The 17,151-nt window shown below is 68.6% G+C and carries 17 protein-coding genes and 1 pseudogene; 9 read left to right on the top strand and 9 right to left on the bottom strand.

Annotation, left to right across the window (positions count from 1 at the left end; translation table 11 throughout):
- The first annotated feature begins 413 nt into the window (after positions 1 to 413).
- Together NOD94_RS01350 and NOD94_RS01355 are read left to right on the top strand one after the other, a co-directional pair.
- Positions 414 to 746, top strand: coding sequence for an SsgA family sporulation/cell division regulator (locus NOD94_RS01350; protein ID WP_281203789.1), 333 nt, complete (start codon positions 414 to 416; stop codon positions 744 to 746).
- 364 nt (positions 747 to 1,110) lie between these two features.
- On the top strand, positions 1,111 to 1,560 hold the full coding sequence (locus NOD94_RS01355; protein WP_281203790.1) for an SRPBCC family protein: 450 nt from the start codon (positions 1,111 to 1,113) through the stop codon (positions 1,558 to 1,560).
- 574 nt (positions 1,561 to 2,134) lie between these two features.
- On the opposite strand, the gene NOD94_RS01360 is transcribed toward NOD94_RS01355, so the two are convergent.
- From NOD94_RS01360 to NOD94_RS01370, 3 genes are all read right to left on the bottom strand, one after another.
- The gene (locus NOD94_RS01360; RefSeq protein ID WP_281203791.1) at positions 2,135 to 2,479 is read right to left on the bottom strand and encodes a PRC-barrel domain-containing protein; all 345 of its coding nucleotides are present in this window, start codon (positions 2,477 to 2,479) and stop codon (positions 2,135 to 2,137) included.
- A gap of 12 nt (positions 2,480 to 2,491) precedes the next feature.
- Positions 2,492 to 2,800 (bottom strand): hypothetical protein, encoded by a 309-nt coding sequence (locus tag NOD94_RS01365; protein WP_281203792.1) that lies wholly within the window; start codon positions 2,798 to 2,800, stop codon positions 2,492 to 2,494.
- Positions 2,801 to 3,002: 202 nt separating this feature from the next.
- Positions 3,003 to 3,191, bottom strand: coding sequence for a hypothetical protein (locus NOD94_RS01370; RefSeq protein ID WP_281203793.1), 189 nt, complete (start codon positions 3,189 to 3,191; stop codon positions 3,003 to 3,005).
- Between the two features lie 151 nt (positions 3,192 to 3,342).
- On the opposite strand from NOD94_RS01370, the gene NOD94_RS01375 reads away from it, so the two are divergent.
- From NOD94_RS01375 to NOD94_RS01395, 5 genes are all read left to right on the top strand, one after another.
- The gene (locus tag NOD94_RS01375) at positions 3,343 to 3,615 is read left to right on the top strand and encodes a hypothetical protein (RefSeq protein ID WP_281203794.1); all 273 of its coding nucleotides are present in this window, start codon (positions 3,343 to 3,345) and stop codon (positions 3,613 to 3,615) included.
- A 106-nt stretch (positions 3,616 to 3,721) separates the two neighbouring features.
- Positions 3,722 to 4,792: a hypothetical protein gene (locus tag NOD94_RS01380; RefSeq protein ID WP_281203795.1), complete on the top strand. Its 1,071-nt coding sequence runs from the start codon at positions 3,722 to 3,724 to the stop codon at positions 4,790 to 4,792.
- 167 nt (positions 4,793 to 4,959) lie between these two features.
- On the top strand, positions 4,960 to 5,454 hold the full coding sequence (locus tag NOD94_RS01385; protein WP_281203796.1) for a hypothetical protein: 495 nt from the start codon (positions 4,960 to 4,962) through the stop codon (positions 5,452 to 5,454).
- Positions 5,455 to 5,645: 191 nt separating this feature from the next.
- Entirely contained in the window at positions 5,646 to 6,893 is a 1,248-nt protein-coding gene (locus NOD94_RS01390) for a cytochrome P450 (RefSeq protein WP_281203797.1), read from the top strand.
- A 31-nt stretch (positions 6,894 to 6,924) separates the two neighbouring features.
- Positions 6,925 to 7,692: an enoyl-CoA hydratase/isomerase family protein gene (locus NOD94_RS01395; RefSeq protein WP_281203798.1), complete on the top strand. Its 768-nt coding sequence runs from the start codon at positions 6,925 to 6,927 to the stop codon at positions 7,690 to 7,692.
- A gap of 788 nt (positions 7,693 to 8,480) precedes the next feature.
- Here NOD94_RS01395 and NOD94_RS01400 read toward each other — a convergent pair.
- The 5 genes and pseudogenes from NOD94_RS01400 to NOD94_RS01420 all read right to left on the bottom strand — a co-directional run bounded on the left by NOD94_RS01400 (position 8,481) and on the right by NOD94_RS01420 (position 13,558).
- Positions 8,481 to 8,735 carry a hypothetical protein gene (locus tag NOD94_RS01400; RefSeq protein ID WP_281203799.1) on the bottom strand — a complete coding sequence of 85 codons (255 nt, stop codon included), beginning with the start codon at positions 8,733 to 8,735 and terminating at the stop codon, positions 8,481 to 8,483.
- Positions 8,736 to 9,936: 1,201 nt separating this feature from the next.
- Positions 9,937 to 10,305, bottom strand: coding sequence for an amphi-Trp domain-containing protein (locus NOD94_RS01405; protein ID WP_281203800.1), 369 nt, complete (start codon positions 10,303 to 10,305; stop codon positions 9,937 to 9,939).
- Between the two features lie 830 nt (positions 10,306 to 11,135).
- Positions 11,136 to 11,402 (bottom strand): annotated as a pseudogene (locus tag NOD94_RS01410) (transposase); the annotation flags it as partial.
- A gap of 23 nt (positions 11,403 to 11,425) precedes the next feature.
- Entirely contained in the window at positions 11,426 to 11,722 is a 297-nt protein-coding gene (locus tag NOD94_RS01415; RefSeq protein WP_281203801.1) for a hypothetical protein, read from the bottom strand.
- A 696-nt stretch (positions 11,723 to 12,418) separates the two neighbouring features.
- Positions 12,419 to 13,558, bottom strand: coding sequence for a PucR family transcriptional regulator (locus NOD94_RS01420; RefSeq protein ID WP_281203802.1), 1,140 nt, complete (start codon positions 13,556 to 13,558; stop codon positions 12,419 to 12,421).
- Positions 13,559 to 13,645: 87 nt separating this feature from the next.
- On the opposite strand from NOD94_RS01420, the gene NOD94_RS01425 reads away from it, so the two are divergent.
- Complete coding sequence (locus tag NOD94_RS01425) at positions 13,646 to 14,701, top strand: ferredoxin reductase (protein ID WP_281203803.1); 1,056 nt, start codon at positions 13,646 to 13,648, stop codon at positions 14,699 to 14,701.
- Between the two features lie 7 nt (positions 14,702 to 14,708).
- Positions 14,709 to 15,827, top strand: a complete 1,119-nt coding sequence (locus NOD94_RS01430; protein ID WP_281203804.1) for an acyl-CoA desaturase — start codon at positions 14,709 to 14,711, stop codon at positions 15,825 to 15,827.
- 83 nt (positions 15,828 to 15,910) lie between these two features.
- Here the strand turns inward: NOD94_RS01430 and NOD94_RS01435 are convergent, their stop codons facing one another.
- Positions 15,911 to 17,089, bottom strand: coding sequence for a low specificity L-threonine aldolase (locus NOD94_RS01435; protein ID WP_281203805.1), 1,179 nt, complete (start codon positions 17,087 to 17,089; stop codon positions 15,911 to 15,913).
- Positions 17,090 to 17,151 lie beyond the last annotated feature (62 nt).

Raw genomic sequence — 17,151 nt, forward strand, 5'->3', positions numbered from 1 at the left:
CGCCGGCCGTACAAACGGTTCTGGAACGTGATTGTCCGAAGCCATGCCCGCCGGACGGCGCCGGGCACAACGCTGAGGCGGCCACCGGGTGCTCTCCGTACCTGTCCGCCGACCGGATCCTCGACGCGTCTGCGGCCGGGGGCTGGGCCACCCTCGGTGAACGGGTCGTGACCGGTGGGCGAGCGACGAGGAGGCAGCAGGGCCGCGCACCAGGGATTTCACCCGTCCGGCAGACAGGCGTGGAAGCGTCGGAGCACGCTCCGTGGGCATGCGCGGGGCACAGTGCCTGCCCTTGCTCAGGATTGGATGACGTGGAGACCACACCTCGCTCCGGCGCCGCGCGACGCGAAGCCCATTGGGCCACTCACGCCCGCCAGTACCTCCCTCACGCGCGCGTGCGGCTGTCGGTCCCGGTGACCTTTTCCTACCGGCGCAGCGACCCGCTGTGCGTCCGAGCCGTCTTCCAATGCCCGCGGGGCAGCGATATCACCTGGAACCTGGGACGCGATCTGCTGGCAACCGCGACCCGTACCCTCGTCGGCGGCTGCGACATCCTGGGCTGGCCGGACCCCGTGGACGGCCGGCTGTGGCTGCGCCTGGGCCCCCACCCCGAGCATGCCCTGCTCAGCATCGACCGGGCACAGCTGACTGCCTGGCTACAGATCACCTACACCCTCGTCCCGCCTGGTGCCGAGGAAGACCATCTGGACTGGACGCCCATCCAGCAACTGCTGACGCGAGGCTGAACCGGCGTGGTCGCGGCGGCCCCCGAAGCCGGACGGGTCCGCGCGGTGATCGCCGCGGGCCGTCGACGGCTGCTCCGGCAGGAATCGGCTCAGGAACCTTCAGGGCGATTTCAACCAGCGGACCGCGAACGATCCCCGTCCCGACGAGGGCGACAGCGCCCCGGCCCCCGCAGATCGCCGCCGTACGGGCCGGTCACCGGTCCGGTCGGGCCTGCCACATGACCGGCGCGTGTTCCGCCGTTTCGTGTCGCGCGTCTGTTCGTGGGTCATGAGCGCAGGGAACGTGGGCAGGGGCGAGGACGGGGGAAGGTCTCCCCGATGCGGCTGGGCGCCCGTCCGGCCGGCGAAGAGGAAGGATGCTTCTGTGTCGAAGGTCGAGGAGTCCGTCGAGGTCGACGTTCCCGTGCGTACCGCCTACAACCAGTGGACGCAGTTCGAGTCGTTCCCCCACTTCATGGAAGGCGTGGAGCGAATCGACCAACTCACCCCCACCGTCACGCACTGGGTGACGAAGTTCGGTGGGGTGGATCGGGAGTTCGATGCTCGGATCACCGAGCAGATCCCCGACGAGCGGGTGGCCTGGACCACCGTGGACGGTGAGGTGAAGCAGGCGGGTGTGGTGACCTTCCACCACCTGGCCGACAACAAGTCGAAGGTGATGCTGCAGCTCGACTACGACCCGGAGGGCTTCGCCGAGAACGTCGGTGACAAGCTCGGCTTCGTCAAGCGGCAGATCACCGGTGACCTGAAGCGGTTCAAGGAGTTCATCGAGGAACGCGGCAGCGAGACCGGTTCCTGGCGCGGTGAGGTCTGAGCACCGGTCCTCAACAACCGCGCGCGGTGCGGGTCTCCCGGCGGTGTGGTCCGGTGGCCGCCGGGAGACCGCGAGCCGGGATGGAACGGTCCATCAGGATCACGTCGTACAGATCGAGCATGAGAGCCCGCACGCACCCGGTGACCTGCTCCCGTACCCGCACCAACACTGCGCCGGCGCCGGCGTCGACTTGTCCGGCGACGACGGTCCAGAGGGTGTAGCCATCGGTGCCGGACGTCCACAGTGATCAACGCCGGCCTCCCGTCACCCGGACGGCCGGTGCCGTCGGGGGGCCGTCATCTTGGTGGGAGGACCCACGTCCGGGTCCTGGAACCCGTTGGTACCCGGCGTGGCTGTGTTGACGGCTGCGGAAGTGCTGGAGCATCCGACCCACGTCGCTGTGCGAGGGATGACTCCTTGCCCGAAACGGGCCTGTCAGCCACGCGTTTCGATGGCGGCCAACCGGCCGTTGGCGCTGCGATCGAACAGAGCGGGGGAGTTTGGGGCAGGTGCGGGCTGCGGCCCCTTCCTCCGGGGTGGGGGAGCCGCAGCCGCCAATCAGGTGCCTGGGTGGTCAGCTGCGGCCCTGGTAGTACGTGCCGACTTGGTCGCGGTAGCCGGCGTCGCCACGGTGCTTGTCCTTGTCGTACTCGGGGGAGTCCTTGATCTGGTCCTTGGTGAGGTTGACGACGATCTTCTCCTCCTTCGCGTCGACGCGGACGATGGTTCCGGCGGGCAGGAGGACTTCCTTGCCGAAGATCCACGGGCCGGTGTCGACGACGATGTAGGACGAGCCGACGTCCTCGGTGTGCTCGTCGACCTTCCCGATGTGCCCGTCCGATGCCTCGACCTTGAAGCCGACCAGGCGGGTGCCGGGCGTGTAGCGGGACTCCGGGTTGTAACTCCACATGTCGGTCACAGCTGCTTCTCCTTATTGACGAGGGGCCGCCGGTTCATGGCGGCGATCAGGTGTGGAGGAGGCTGTTGCGGCCGTCGTGGCCGCCGGCCCCTCCTCGTCGCGCCAATGCCCGTCCTCGGCGAGGTAGCGGAGCCCGTGCCTGTCTCCGGCGGGGAGGACGACCGCGGCCGCGCGGCTGCCGTCGGCGCAACCAGGCATCGGATGCAGACCCGGCCGCCGGCCGTTGAAGCCGCCGACCACGCTGACCTCGCCGATCGGATGACCGGAGGACAGGACGAAGATGACCTCGCTCCGCTTCCTACGCGGCGTCCGCTCCAGCACCGACACTCAACTCCTCAGCAACCGGGGGCGGGCAATGACTGCGCCATCCCTGCCCCAAGCCGCGAGGACTGTCGCGGGAGACCGCTCCACGTCACCCGCATGGCCCCCGACTCTCGGCCGGCGGGCCGGCCGGTTCCTGTCCGGCCGCCGGCCGCCGAGGATCCGGCACCCTCCCTCGCGGTCCACTACGTTCCGACGACGGCTACGGCTCGTTGGCACGCGTGTCGTCGTCCATCTCATGCTCACGCTCGCGTGAGGGGTTTTGGATGGCGCGCTCGTGGGTCGGCTTGCCCTGCATGTCCTTCGGCTCGTCCTGGGCCGGGCGCTGGGGGCGCTCCTGTTCCTCGCGGCCCTTGCCCGGCTCTTGGTGCTTGTCCTGGATACCGCTCATCGCGCACTCCATGAAAGTTGGGACGTTCCACCGCCACGCTGCCACCGAACGTCACCTACCGCACCATTTGATGACGGACGGTGATTCACTCCGGTTACCCGTATGCCCGGGACGTCGCCGCTGACCCGCCCTCCTCGCGCAGCAGATCGCCATGCTTGAGCGGCAGCGCCGCAAGGACCGCACCGAGGTCACCCTCGTCCTGTCCGCCGACACCCCGCCCGGGTCGGTCAGCGCCGTCGGCGACTTCAACGAGTGGCGGCCCGACACCCGGGGGCCGACCCGACGCCCAGCCGGCCCCCGAGCCGTCACGGCCACCCTGCCGGCCGAGGCCGGCCACACCTTCCGTCACCTCGCCGCTTGCGACTACTGGTTCAACGGCGACATCGCCGAAGGCCACGACGGCAACAGCCGCCTCATGAAATGACTTTGGCCGGCCGCCCCTCGTTGTTTCCGGTCTGGACGGACGCGGCGGCAGTGTCCGCGAGCACCGTCCTGGTCGATCGCTTCAAGATCTGCCAGGGTCTGTGAGCATGAACAGGCGAGACGACGTTTGGGAACTGATCCACCTCATCAACACGAAGATGGAAAGCGCGGCCGCGTCAGGCACACTGCGCACCGACCTGACGGCCGGTGATCTCCCAGAAGTGCTGCGGCTCGACGCGATACTCGCCGAGAGCGGCGCGGACATCGACGTCAGCATGAGGGCCGTCGCCCAGCATCTGCTGGGCAAGCTGCGTTGGTACCGGTCCCGGCTGATGCCCGAAGGCGAGGGGGACGGCGAATACGATGCCGCGCTGAGCTTGTTCGAGCTGCCCTTCATCCTGGGGCTGGACGACATCCCGGAGCCCATGCTTCCCGCACTCGCGGAACGGGCGGTGCCCGTAGCCGCTTCATTCGAACGGGGGGCGTCCGGGACGAAGACCCCGGCCGAGATCGAGAGCGCGATCATGCTGTCCCGGCAGATCGTGACCCACCTCGCTCCCGACCACCCCTTCCGGCCCGGAGTGACCGCCAATCTGGGACACATGCTGATGCTCCGGTTCGACAACGGCGGCTCGCCGCAGGATCTCGACCAGTCCATCGAACTGCTCCAGGCGGCGCTGGCCATCGCCATCGCCGCCGACCAGCGAGAAGCCGTCCTTTCCACCTTGACGACGGCGCTCAGGCGCCGGCTCACGGCCACTGCCGACCCCGCGGATCTGGACCGGGTCATCGAGTGCTGTGAAGCCGGTGCCACGCTGGCGCCTGTTGACGACGAAGGCTCCGTCAAGTGGCTGAGCGGCTTGGGAGACTCCCTGCTCAACCGATGCGAACGCACCGGCGCCGACTCCGATCTGGACCGAGCGATAGACGTCCTGAGGCGGGCGCTCGACGCCGACCGTGCGCGCCTCCTGGACCACACGGCGATGAGGTACGACCTCGCCTACGCACTGTCGCGCCGCTTCAACCACACCCGGTCGGCGACGGATCTCACCGAAGGGATCGACCTGGCCAGGGCCGCGGTGGAAGCCGCCGAATCCGACCACGTGTTCCGCGCGCCGGCGCAGAACCTGCTGGAAGCCATGCTGCGGGTGAAAGCGTCGGGTCGCGCCCCATCGTGAAACGGTCAGCACGACATGCCGCTCCGTCGGTGCCCGCCCCGGGAAGGTCCGGAGCCGTAGCGGGGCCAGGCCGGGTGTCGATGATCGGGAAGAGGGTGTCGGTGCCGGTCATTGCCGGCAGGCGCAGGAACTGGGGCTGCGGGCCGCGCAGGCAGATACGCCTTTTCATGTTCAGCCGCGACCTGCCGGGCCAGGAGGAACGCGCTCAGGCCGGAGGAATCACAGAACGCCAGGCCCGACAAGTCAACGACGATCTCCAACGCCGCAATGATTCCGGGTCACAGGATCTCTCGCGCCGCGAAAATCACGGCCGCATTGCGCGCCCATCCCTGACCCATGAGGCACGGGACGCATACGGAACTCCCTGGCCCGAGTGGATCAGATCCAACACCGACCAGCTGAACCAAGCCCAACGTCAAGGCGAGATCGGCTCCGATGTGAACACAGTCGACCAGGCCCACCAGATCTCCGGCACCCGGACAGGCCTTGTTCTGACGGGTCACTCCGTCTACGGAGACTTCGAAGGTCTTGAAGAGCGAATCGCGGCGAGGTGCAGGAATATCATGACCGTCACCGCGCATCCGCGCATTCTCCTGAAAATCGACTTCTCGCCCACTGCGGGCCGGGATCTCTATCAGGCATTCCTCGATAGACAGTCCTGAGGGTCGACTGAAGCACGCGCCAGAACCCCGGCGTTTTGTGCGGTCTGTTCACAAAAGCGGCAATCCTTCAAGTCGGCGAGTCTCACGGTGGCGCATGTAGGTGTGGGGAAACTCTCCTCTGGCGTAGACGCTCAATGGTGAGGGTATGCAGGGCTGGCCATCCCTGTTTGATCTTGCGAGAAAGAGATTCCTTGAACACTTCCGTTGCTTCCGTCGGCGTCGACCGGCGGGCATTGGCGGCCATATTTTCCAAGCTGCGAACCGAGGCAGGGCAATCGGATCCATTGCCGGCCTACCGGCAGCTTGCCGCAATGGGTGAGGTTATCCCCGCGCCATGGGGCGGATACGTCGTCACGTCATACGCTCTCTGTGACCGGATTCTGCGGGACAAGGCCTGGCGCGTCCCCGACGCCGATTGGCGGAGAAAGAATTCGGCTCGATGGAATTCGCCTTCATCGCAACAGATGGCTGCGTCACTGCCGATGTTCAACCAACCCCAGCACACGATGGCACGCCGATCCCTCGGCAGCCTGTTCCCGCACAGTTCACTCGCAGCTCTTCGTCCGTCCGCGGAGCGGGCCGTCGACAGGCTGCTCACCAACTTCACCGATCAACTGCGCCACGGGCCGGCCGACTTCCACACACTCGTCAGCGAAGAACTGCCCATCGTCACCATAGGCGAGTGGATGGGAATACCCGTCACCGACTACGCACTCCTGCGCGACCTCACGCATGATCAAGTCTTTGCGCAGGAACTCTTCCCCACACCCAGCCAGTTGGCTCTCTCCGATGCCGCCACGGCACAACTGCGGACCTATTTCGATGAGTTGATTCGTGAGCGCAGAATGAGCCCTGGGAGTGACCCGGTTTCGGCGTGGCTACGGACGTGGGATGAGATCGAACCCGACAGGCAGCGCGCAGACGAAGCCGTCCACGGCCTCGCCCTCTTCATGATCCTCGCGGCGCTGGAGACGACCTCGCACATCCTGTCCACGGCGGTGCGCCTGCTCCTCGAAAACCCCACGCATCTGGAATCACTGCGTCGCGACCCCGCGCTCATCCCGGATGCCGTCGACGAAGTACTGCGCTACGACGCCCCCATCCACATGATCACGCGTGTGGCCCCGATGGATACCCAGCTCGGAGAAACCCTCGTGCCGGCCGGCCAGATGGTGCAGCTCATGGTGGGAGCCGCCCATCATGACCCCGCCCGCTACCCCGAACCCCATCGCTTCAGGCCCCGTCGTGGAGCGGCCCACCTGGCCTTCGGAGCCGGAATCCACTACTGCGCGGGCAACGCCCTGGCCCGGCTGGAAGCGGTCACCCTGCTCACCTCGCTCCTCGGTCGCCCCATACGGCCGCGCCTGAGCGGGCTCCCAGGGTGGGCGCCGCGGGTCGCCTTCCGACGGATCACGTCCCTGAGCCTTACCCTCGCCTGACCATTCATTCGAGAAACGAGACGACGCTCGCATGCTCAAGGACTTCAAGACCCTTCAGGTGACCGACACCAACAAGGGAGCCATCGTCGAGGTGCAGCTCAACCGGCCCGAGACGGGTAACAGCGTCGATGGGCAGATGCTCAGCGAACTGCTGCTGCTCCTGCGTCACTTGGAGGACGACGCCACCGTCCGCGTGATGGTGTTGTCCGGCGCGGGAGATCATTTCTGCCAGGGTGGCGACCGTTCGGAGTTCCCCGAACTACTGGAGAGGGACCCGTCGGGCTCCGAGCTGACCGCCCTCGGCTACACGGCCCAGCGTGTGTGCTCGACACTCGCGCAAATGAAACTGGTGACCATCGCCCGTCTCCACGGTGACGTCATAGGCGCCGGCCTTGGACTCGCGATCTTCTGCGATCTGCGCATCGGAGCAGACACCGCCAGATTCCGGATGCCGGAGGTCGGCCTCGGAGTCCCGCCCGCATGGGGTGGCGTCCTGCCGCGTCTCCTGGAAGAGGCGGGACAGTCCAGGGTTCGCCGGTTCCTGCTCACGGCCGACGCGTTCGACGCCGACATGGCGGAGCGAATGTCCATCCTGGACAAGGTGGTGCCCGCAAGCGAGCTCGACGCTGCCGTCAATCACTGGGCCAAGAAGATCGCCCGTCGTGACCAGACGGCCATGCGGATCACCAAAACCATGTTGAACGCGCGTGCAGGCGCGTCTCAGCTGGCGGTTGGTTCGTATTTCGACGAGGAGTTGCTGACGGCTTCGATCGCCAGGCGGGTGCTGCCCCGGGGGTGACCCCAGGTAGGTGCAACGTCGGTCCGCGACCAACCGACCCTCCGGCCCGGAGGCGAGTCTCGGCAAAGGAACCACGGTGGCCTTCCGTGCCCCCGAGCCAGCCGCATGCATCACCGGTGCCGTGTGCCCGTCAACGGCAGCGCCGGTACGGGCCGCTGGCCTTCGGGACCGTCCGCCACCCTGGAGTCCGATGACCGCATGACCTGACAGCGGGCAGTCCCCAGTGGGGCTGCCCGGCGGCAACAAATCCCTGGTGTGTCCAGCGCCTCGGTTTGCTTGCCGGCAGCGCTGCCACCACCTGGCGAGTGTTCAGCTCGCCAGGTGAAGAACCCGGTCCGCAGACCGGGCAAAACCGCCCCTGCCAGGGCGGATCACATGCTTCCGAAGAACCCGACTCCAGTGCGCATGGGTACCAGGGGATCGACGCTACCGTGTCCCGACACATCCGCCCGGGGCGACTTCTCGCGCGCCGCCACCTGGGTCATCACCCAGCGCCTGTACCCCAAGACCGGCGACACCACGCTGGGCGTCGCAAGCGACCTCGCCGCGCGGCGACGGCCTTCGCCACCGGATACGACAAGCTCGCCGTCCGCTACGAAGGGACCGTGCTGGTCGCAGTCCTAAACGAGTGGCTGTGACAGACATCCTCTTTCCGGAGACCCAAGCGCCGCCCCGCTCTCCTTCGATCGGCTCGTAGTCGTCGAGGTAGCAGGTCAGGGCGACCTTGTCGAGGCCATCCGCAGTCTCTGAACGACACCCCGCACCTTCAGCCACTTTCGCAACAGACCCTAATCGCCCGCGAAGCCTATGCGTAGGTCTCTGTCCGCACGGCAGCGTAGGCCCCAGGCCGGCAGTGTCGTGATGGCCTCGTGCTCGGCATTGCTCAACCGAGCGAGATCCGCACCTTTCAGCTCCCGCACCATCCGGCCCACTGCCTCACCGCGCAGGGCGGTGTCCCCGTAGGGATTGATGGTGGCCAGGGTTGGCAACCGGTGCCGGCCCAACTTTTCGATGGCCGTCCAGAACTCGTCATCGACGACCATCCGCTCCAGCGCCCCGGCCGCTTGCTTCAGCAGCAGGACGGCGATCGCGGCCCTGAGCAGGGCGAGCCCGGGGGCCAGGACCGATACGTGATCAACATCCGGCCGACGTCAGGCGCGAAGAGGAGAACCTGGCGCAGGTCGGTGGCGATCAGGCCCGGCAGAACCGCGTAGGAGGCAACGGCCGGTAGCCGCAGGCCGCCACCGTGAGGATCCTCCGGCGAGGATGCGGCGCCGCCCCCTGTGGCGCCTGCCCGGCGAGGCCGGAACAGGTGGAGTGTGGAGTAGGGACCAGATCGTGGCCGCCCCCAGCGCGGTCCTGCTATCGGCCGGAGCCCGCGGCCCGCCCCGTCGTGAAGGCCGGTCTGCGCACCTCGGGCCAGTTCATCGGTACCCCGGCCCCGGCCCCGGCACCGGCCCCGGGCCGGTGCCGGGGTAGCAGGACCCGCAGTGCTCCCGGTTCCACGTGGCAGCGCACCGGCGTGGGCATCGTCAGGGATTCGCCGTCCAGACCGATCCTGATGACCGGACCGTCCGAGTCCACGACAACCTCGCGGGCCCGGACCGAGGTCAGGCCACCGGACCGGCCATGACTGGCGCGAGCAGGTCCGGCAACAGCGCCAGGACCGTACGGATCTTGTCGTCGCGACGACGTCCTGGGGATGCTCCGGGTCGAGGAGCACCACGTCGGCACCCATGGCCTCAGCCTTCTCGCGAAGTGGAAGGAGCCGACCTTCACGCCGCCGGAGCGGGGATTCATGATGATGTACGGCCGTCGCGGCGGCACGGCACGCAGCTCGGGCATCCGGGACCGGCCCTCCTGGACGAGCGCGGCACGCCCGCACGCCGCGGCCAGGACCCAAAGGAGGACCGAGCAGATCACCACCCAGAGCAACGCCACCCGCGCGAACCACACGATCACGGCCACGGGCGCCACCTACAGCAGCGCCACCATCCACCGGATGAGGCCTCGGTGCGCCAGGACGAGCCAGGCGGCGACAGGGGGTCAGGGACACTGCGGCGAGCCCTACGCCCACCAGGACGACGCTCCGGAGCCCGGCGAAGACCAGCAGGACGATGAGGGCCGCCGTGCCGGACAGCAGGGCCGGCCGTGCCTGGCTGGGCGTGCATGCTCACGGCGACCCCAACCGCAACCGCAACCGCAACCGCGTCGCCGCGCCGTGCAGGACCGCGGAGCCTCAGCTCACGGGCGTTTCCCGACGGACCGCCGGGGTTTGGCCGTCGCCGCTGTCTTCCTCGGCCGTGCGGGTCGCGGCTGCGCCCGTTCGCTCTCGTCCGAGGCTTCCGGTGAGGTCTCCCGCCCGGCGCGGGCAGACGTATGAAGTCGACCGGTCGTCCACTTCAGCTCGATCTCCAGCTCGATCTCGTCACCGTCCACCTCGATCTCGATCTCACTGCGGAGCTCGTCGGGTACGCGCAGGCTCAGGACGCCCGAACCAAGCGTGACCTCGGCGTTCCCACCCTCTCTCAGTGCCTCGGCGAGCGCCGAGAGCTGCTCGGCGGCCTCGCTTCGGGACAACGAGCGTTTCTGTTCGAACTTGAGGTCCGACACGTTTCCTCCAGGGCTTGGGACGCGTCTGACCGAACCGACCAGACACCTGCCATGTTCTGTTCCTGACGCTCATCCCGCACGACCGGCCGGTCCCACGGATGACGTTCCCCGGCGTGCACCATGCCGGCCGGCCCCAAACCGGCCCCGCCGGGACCGGACCGGATCGGGAGGACGGCTGGTTCGCGGAGCGGCTGAAACGTACCGGGGAAAGGCGCCACTGCCTGCCCGGGCGGCGTGCCGGGCGAGGGAGCCGGGACGCCGCCCCGCCGCCATCCGTGCGCGGAAGCGGTGTGGAGGCGCGCTCGCCGGGGCGGAATGAGGGTCTCGCGCGGACGGGGGCGTGAGATTGGTCGGATGCAATAAGCGAGCGGTCGCACGAACAGCGTCCACCTCACTCACGAGGAGGACTACTTCGGGCTGGTCGGCCGTACGAGATGGAGGAGGGGTTGGTGGTTGTCCACCGGGCCGTGGTGACGCGTGTCGCAGGAGCTGCGGGAGCCGGTGGGGGTGCTTCGGCTCGCGTACGGGCCGACTGACGGGAGCAGCGGGTACGGCGGTCATGCGGTGTACCTCGTCGAGGCGCTTGAGCGGCCGACTGGGCCGACACGATGTGGTCCGGTGCGTGACCACCCAGGCCGCAGGACGACAGTGGCCTGCCTGGCGGGGCCGGGCACTGGAGGGGCGGTCACCGCCCGCCGGTGGCAGGGACGTTCGGACAGGCGCCCCTTCGGCCCTGAGAAGGTAGCCCCGCACCCAACCGGCACGTCATGCACCTGCTGGCCATTACTGGTGGGTAGAGGCTCAAGCCGGCGCCGTGTCTTTGGGGCTCCGGCCAGTCGTTGCAGGGTGCAGCAGGCGTGCGCGACGGAGACGAGGGTGACGTGGTGGTGCCAGCCGTTCCAGGTGCGGCCCTCGAAGTGGGCGAGTCCCAGGGCCTGTTTCATCTCGCGGTAGTCGTGCTCGATGCGCCGGCGGAGCTTGGCCAGGCGGACCAGGGTGGTGAGCGGGGTGTTGGCGGGTAGGTCGGAGAGCCAGAACTGAACGGGTTCGGCCTGGTCGGCCGGCCACCCGGCCGGCAGCCAGCACTGCGGCAGCTCACGCGAAGTCCGAGTGGCTGGGGTCAGCCCTTGATCGTGGGCACGTTGGGTACGCAGAACAGGCCTTGCAGGTACCGGAAGACGATGTGCTGGCCATCGGGACACCAGCCCTGGTTCGGGTCCTTGTCGAACGGGATGCCGTCGTAGACGCCGCGCGTGCAGAACGCCTTGGCGTCACTGTTGTAGCCGCCGAAGAAGCCGCCGTTCTTGAAGCACTGGTCGGCGGTGACGGTGGTCGGGGTGGCGGCGGAAGCGGTCGCCATGGGTGCGATGGCGAGGGCAGCCCCGAGGGCCATGGTGGCTGAAATGCGGTGTCGCATAACCAGATCCTTCATGTGCTGGACAATTCGGCAAAGGCCGCCACTCATGCTTCCCGCCCACCAACCCGCGGACCACACGACCCGACCCCTGTTCCGCCCCTAAGAACCCCTGAACGTGATCTCCGAGAGCCGCCCATCGCCGGGCCCGGAGGAGCCTGCCGGGTGGCTTCTCCGAACGGACGAACGGGCGGGGCGGCGCCCCGGGCCAGGCGCCGTCACCCCATCTTCGCGCCGGGCGACGCCCAGTCCTTCGCGTGCCCGGTCGGATAACACTTCGGTGGGCGGTACCTCGCCCTGCTCGACGTGGTGTGGGGCTTCGCCGGAGCGGGCGAGGGCGCCGGCAAGGGCGCCCCGGCGGGCGTGGTCGAGTCCGTCACGGGGTCGTTCCCCGCGTAGTTCGAGGAGCGAGAGGGAGGCGAGGACCCAGGACGGCGAGGCTGTCGTCACGCAGTTCCGTGGCGGTGTCCTTGGCCTGGGTCCAGTACCGGCGGGGCGCGGGCGTGGGCGTGGCTGGACACGGGAGAGGCCGGTGGCGAGAGGTCCGATCGTCGCTCCGCCGAAGCGGTCGTCGAGACAGTACGGCGAGTCCAGGCCGGAGCGTAGATCAGTGACCTTGTCGGTACCGATGCGGGGCCCGTCGAAGGATGCCCACTGCGGTTCAACGCGCCGCGAAGCCGTTCCCGGTCCGCCGTGACGCTAGTGTCTCCGGAGACCGACCGCCAGCGTCAGTTCGAGGACCCGGTGCGGCGACCCCAGATCGGGAAACAGCTCCCGCAGTTGCGACATCCGGTACCGGACGGTCTGGGGATGGACGAACAACGCCGCCGCCACCTCGTCCCGCCTGCCCTGGTGCAGCAGCCACGCCCGCAACGTCTCCTCAAGCCGCCGCGAGGTCGCGTCGGGCAAGGTCCACAGCGGTGCGAGGGCTCGGGTCCGAAGGTCTGCGAACGTGTCCGCGTCGGCGCTCAGTACCAACTCGGGCAGGTGGTCCTCGGTGTCGCGGATGTCGGGGGATAGGGAGCGCGCGCGTACGGCTCGTGCGTACGAGGCGGACGCACGCGTCCATGGCCGGGCCGGGCCGACCACGGCGGTGCGGTCGGGCAGCTGCCTCAGGAGGTGTGCTCGGTCGGCATCGGGGACGAGCAGCACGCCGGAGGCGTCCGGCAGATCGTCGAGGACGAGGGTGCCCGGATCGAGCGCGCGGTAGGCGGGCCGGGCCTGGGCGGCGGGCAGCAGGACGGCGGTCAGCGAAGTCGGCGGCTGCCACCCGGCCCGTTGAGCAGCCGTGACGAGCACGTCCGGGCTCGCGCCGGCCAGGAGGTCACGGGCCAGTTGTTCCAGGTGGCGCTCGTGGGCCCGGCCCCGGGCGCCCAGTTCGTCGGCATGACCCGCGGCGCTCGCGGCGGAGAGCTCGTCGATGTAGGCGAAGGTCAGCTCGGCGAACTTGGCGACCTCGGCGGCGGGCAGGCCCGCGGGTACGGCACCTGCGGCCAGGCCTCGCCAGGCCACGCGGGCGCCGACCCGGTAAGCGCTGAGCAGGGCGTCCATCGAACGTCCGTCGCGGACCTCGCCGCGGCCCAGCTCGTAGGCCGCGGCGCCGGCGTCGCCGCCCGTGGCGTTCCCGCTCGCGAGGTCCAGGTAGAGGCCCAGGGCGGTGCGGACGGCTCGACGGATGGTGGCGCCCATGCGGCCCGAAAGGGCGTTGGCGTAGGGAGGGACCTCGTCGATGATCGCCTGGACGACCTCGTCGGCGGTGGTCCTCAGCGCGGCCCGAAGCGCGGTGACCGTCGTCTCATCCAGGACCAGCTCACTGGCCCTTCGGATTGCATGGCTCACGTTTTTGTTCCCTGCGAACAATTCAACTGATCAGATTCACGTCCTACGGACAGGACTTTACCCCCTGAAGCGCATCAAGCTGGGGTCATGACGAGTGCAGCCCTCCGCAGTAGGGCATGGAAACTGCTGGAGATGGTCACGACGCCGCTGCTGCCGTCGGACTACCTCGACCTGGTCGTCCCCCTGCGTGCGGGTGCCGACCTGCGGGGGCGCATCGAGGCCGTGCACCCCGAGACGGGTGACGCCGCGACCATCGTGATCAGGCCGGGACGGGGTTGGCGCGGCCACACGGCCGGTCAGTACGTGAGGATCGGGGTCGATGTCGACGGGGTGCGCCTGTGGCGTGCCTACTCGGTCACCTCGCCGACGAACCGCCGGGACGGCCGGATCACGATCACCGTGAAGGCGATCCCGGGCGGCAAGGTCAGCAACCACCTGGTCCGCAGGGCCCGACCGGGCACGCTGATCCAGCTCGACCAGGCGACCGGTGACTTCGTGCTGCCGGAGACCAAGCCCGCCAAGGCGCTCTACCTGACGGCCGGCAGCGGCATCACGCCCGTGATGGGAATGCTGCGCGACATCGATCTCGACGACGTCGTCATGGTCCACTGCGCACCACAGCCGCACGACGTGATCTTCCGCAACGAACTGCACGACCGGGTCGCGGACAAGAAGCTGCGACTCACCGAGGTGCACACCGACACGGACGGCATGCTCGACATCGCCCGTCTCGACGAACTCGTGCCCGACTGGGCCGAGCGCGAGACCTGGGCGTGCGGGCCCGCGGGCCTGCTCGACGCCGCCGAAGAGCACTGGAGCGGACACGGCGTCCCGGAGCGCCTGCACACCGAACGCTTCCGCGCCAACGTCGTCGTTGCCGGCGACGGTGGCGAGGTGACGTTCGGCACCACCGGCAAGACCGTCGACGCGGACGCTGCCACGCCGTTGCTGGACGTCGGCGAGGAGGCCGGGGTGCTCATGCCGTCCGGGTGCCGCATGGGCATCTGCTTCGGCTGCGTCACGCCGCTCACGGCGGGCGCCGTCCGCGACCTGCGCACCGGCGAGATCACCGAAGCCGGACCGGGCGTCCTCATCCAGACCTGCGTGTCCGCCGCGGCGGGCCCCTGCGACATCGAACGGTAGGAGCACCTTGACCGCCATCGACCCCACCGCCCACCTGACCGCGGAGCAGATCGAGGAGCTCGGCCGCGAGCTGGACGCGATCCGCGACGAGGTGATCGCCGGCCGCGGCGAGAAGGACGCCGCCTACATCCGCAAGGTCATCTCGGCACAACGCACACTGGAGCTGGTCAGCAGGGGCGTCCTGCTGTTCTCGATCTTCCCGCCCGCGTGGCTGGTCGGCACCGCCGGACTGTCCGTGGCGAAGATCATGGAGAACATGGAGATCGGCCACAACGTCCTGCACGGTCAGTGGGACTGGATGCGGGACCCGAAGATCCACTCCACCACCTGGGACTGGGATCACGTCTCGCCGGCCGAGCAGTGGAAGCACTCGCACAACGAGCTGCACCACACGTACACCAACGTGATCGGCAAGGACAACGACCTCGGCTACGGCATCATGCGCGTCGACGAGGACCAGAAGTGGCACCCCTTCCACCTCGGCCAGCCGCTGTGGAACTTCATCAACGCCTGCTTCTTCGAGTACGGCATCGCCGCCTACGACCTGGAACTCGGCAAGAACCTGCACAAGCGCCGCCGCAAGAACCCGGAGTTCCGCGCGCGGGCCAGGGCCGTGGGCCGCAAGATCCGCAAGCAGGTGCTCAAGGACTACGTGATCCACCCGCTGCTGTCGGGCCCGTCCTTCCTCCCCACGCTCGCCGCCACCTTCACCGCGAACCTGGTCCGCAACCTCTGGACCCACTCGGTGATCATGTGCGGGCACTTCCCCGAAGGCGTGCAGGTCTTCGAGCGCCGGTCGATCACGGGCGAGACGCGCGGCCAGTGGTACCTGCGCCAGATGATGGGCTCGGCGAACATCAGCGGCAGCAAGGCCCTGCACTTCATGACCGGCAACCTGTCGCACCAGATCGAGCACCACCTGTTCCCGGACCTACCGAGCAACCGGTATGCCGAGGTCGCGGTGAAGGTGCGGGCGCTGTTCGAGAAGTACGAGCTGCAGTACGTCACCGGGCCGCTGCCCAAGCAGGTGTACTCCGCGTGGCACAAGGTTTTCCGGCTCTCGCTGCCGAACAAGAAGCCCAAGGCCACGACGCCGGACCGCGAGCAGGAGCTCGTCGCGGCCTGACCGAACCGGAACCGGGCGGCCCTCGTGCGTTTCCCGCCTGGGGGTCGGGGTGCTCGCCCGCCCCCCCAGGCTTTCGCCGACGGCTACTTCGTCTTGCCGTTCCCCAGCGCTTCGAGGGTCTCTTCCATCTCGCGGACCCTACGGCGCAGCCGCACCAGTTCCTCGCGCTCGGACGTGGTCAGCGCGCCCGCCGGCCCCTGGCCCCGCTCCGCCGCCAGCTCCTCCGAGATCGCCGCCGCGAACGCGTCCACGTCGTCCTCGGTGGTGTCGAAGGAGGTCATCCAGCGGACCTCGCCGGCCTGCTCGTCCCAGGTGTAGAAACGGAAGCGCTTCTGGAGACGCTCGGTGACGGCCGGTGGCAGGACGGCGAATATCTGGTTGGCCTGCACCGGGCGGGAGATCTCCAGGCCGGGCAGGTCGCGCACCGCCTCGTACAGCCGCCGGGTCATCGCGTTGGAGCGGTCCGCCGAGCGCAGCCAGAGGTCGCCGCCGAGCAGCGCCTCGAACTGCACCGACATGAAGCGCATCTTGGAGCCCAGCTGCATGCTCGTCTTGCGCAGGTGGGCCATGCCGCGCACCGCGTCCTCGTTGAGCACGATCACCGCCTCGCCGAAGAGCAGCCCGTTCTTGGTGCCGCCGAGCGAGAGGACGTCCACGCCGACGTCGGTGGTCATCTCGCGCAGGGACGCGCCGAGGGTGGCGGCGGCGTTGGCGAGCCGGGCGCCGTCCAGGTGGACGAGCATGCCGAGGTCGTCCGCGTGGTCGCAGATCGCACGGATCTCGTCCGGCGTGTAGCAGGTGCCGAGCTCGGTGGACTGGGCGATCGAGACGACCTTGGGCCGGGCCCGGTGCTCGTCCTCGAAGCCCCATGCCTGGCGGTCGATCAGCTCGGGGGTGAGCTTGCCGTCCCATGTGGGCACCGTCAGGAGCTTGATGCCGGCGACCTTCTCGGGTGCCCCGCCCTCGTCGACGTTGACGTGGGCCGACTCGGCGCAGACCACGGCATCCCAGCGGTCGAGCATGGTCTGGAGCGCGACCACGTTCGCCCCGGTGCCGTTGAAGACCGGGTACGTGCGCGCGGTGGGTCCGAAGTGGCCGCGCACCACTTCCTGGAGGCGCTCGGTGTAGACGTCGGCGCCGTAGCTGACCTGGTGGCCGCCGTTGGCCAGTGCGATCGCCGCAAGGACCTCGGGGTGCACCCCCGCGTAGTTGTCGCTGGCGAAGCCGCGCTCGTCCGGGTCGTGTCGTCGTTGTACGGTCATGGTGTTCGCTGCTCGCTCACTTGTTTCGGTCGTAACGGTGTGACAGATGTGGTTCGGACGGG

Origin of the sequence: Streptomyces sp. Isolate_45, assembly GCF_024721315.2 — a bacterium.
In the GTDB taxonomy this organism is placed as follows: Bacteria; Actinomycetota; Actinomycetes; order Streptomycetales; family Streptomycetaceae; genus Streptomyces.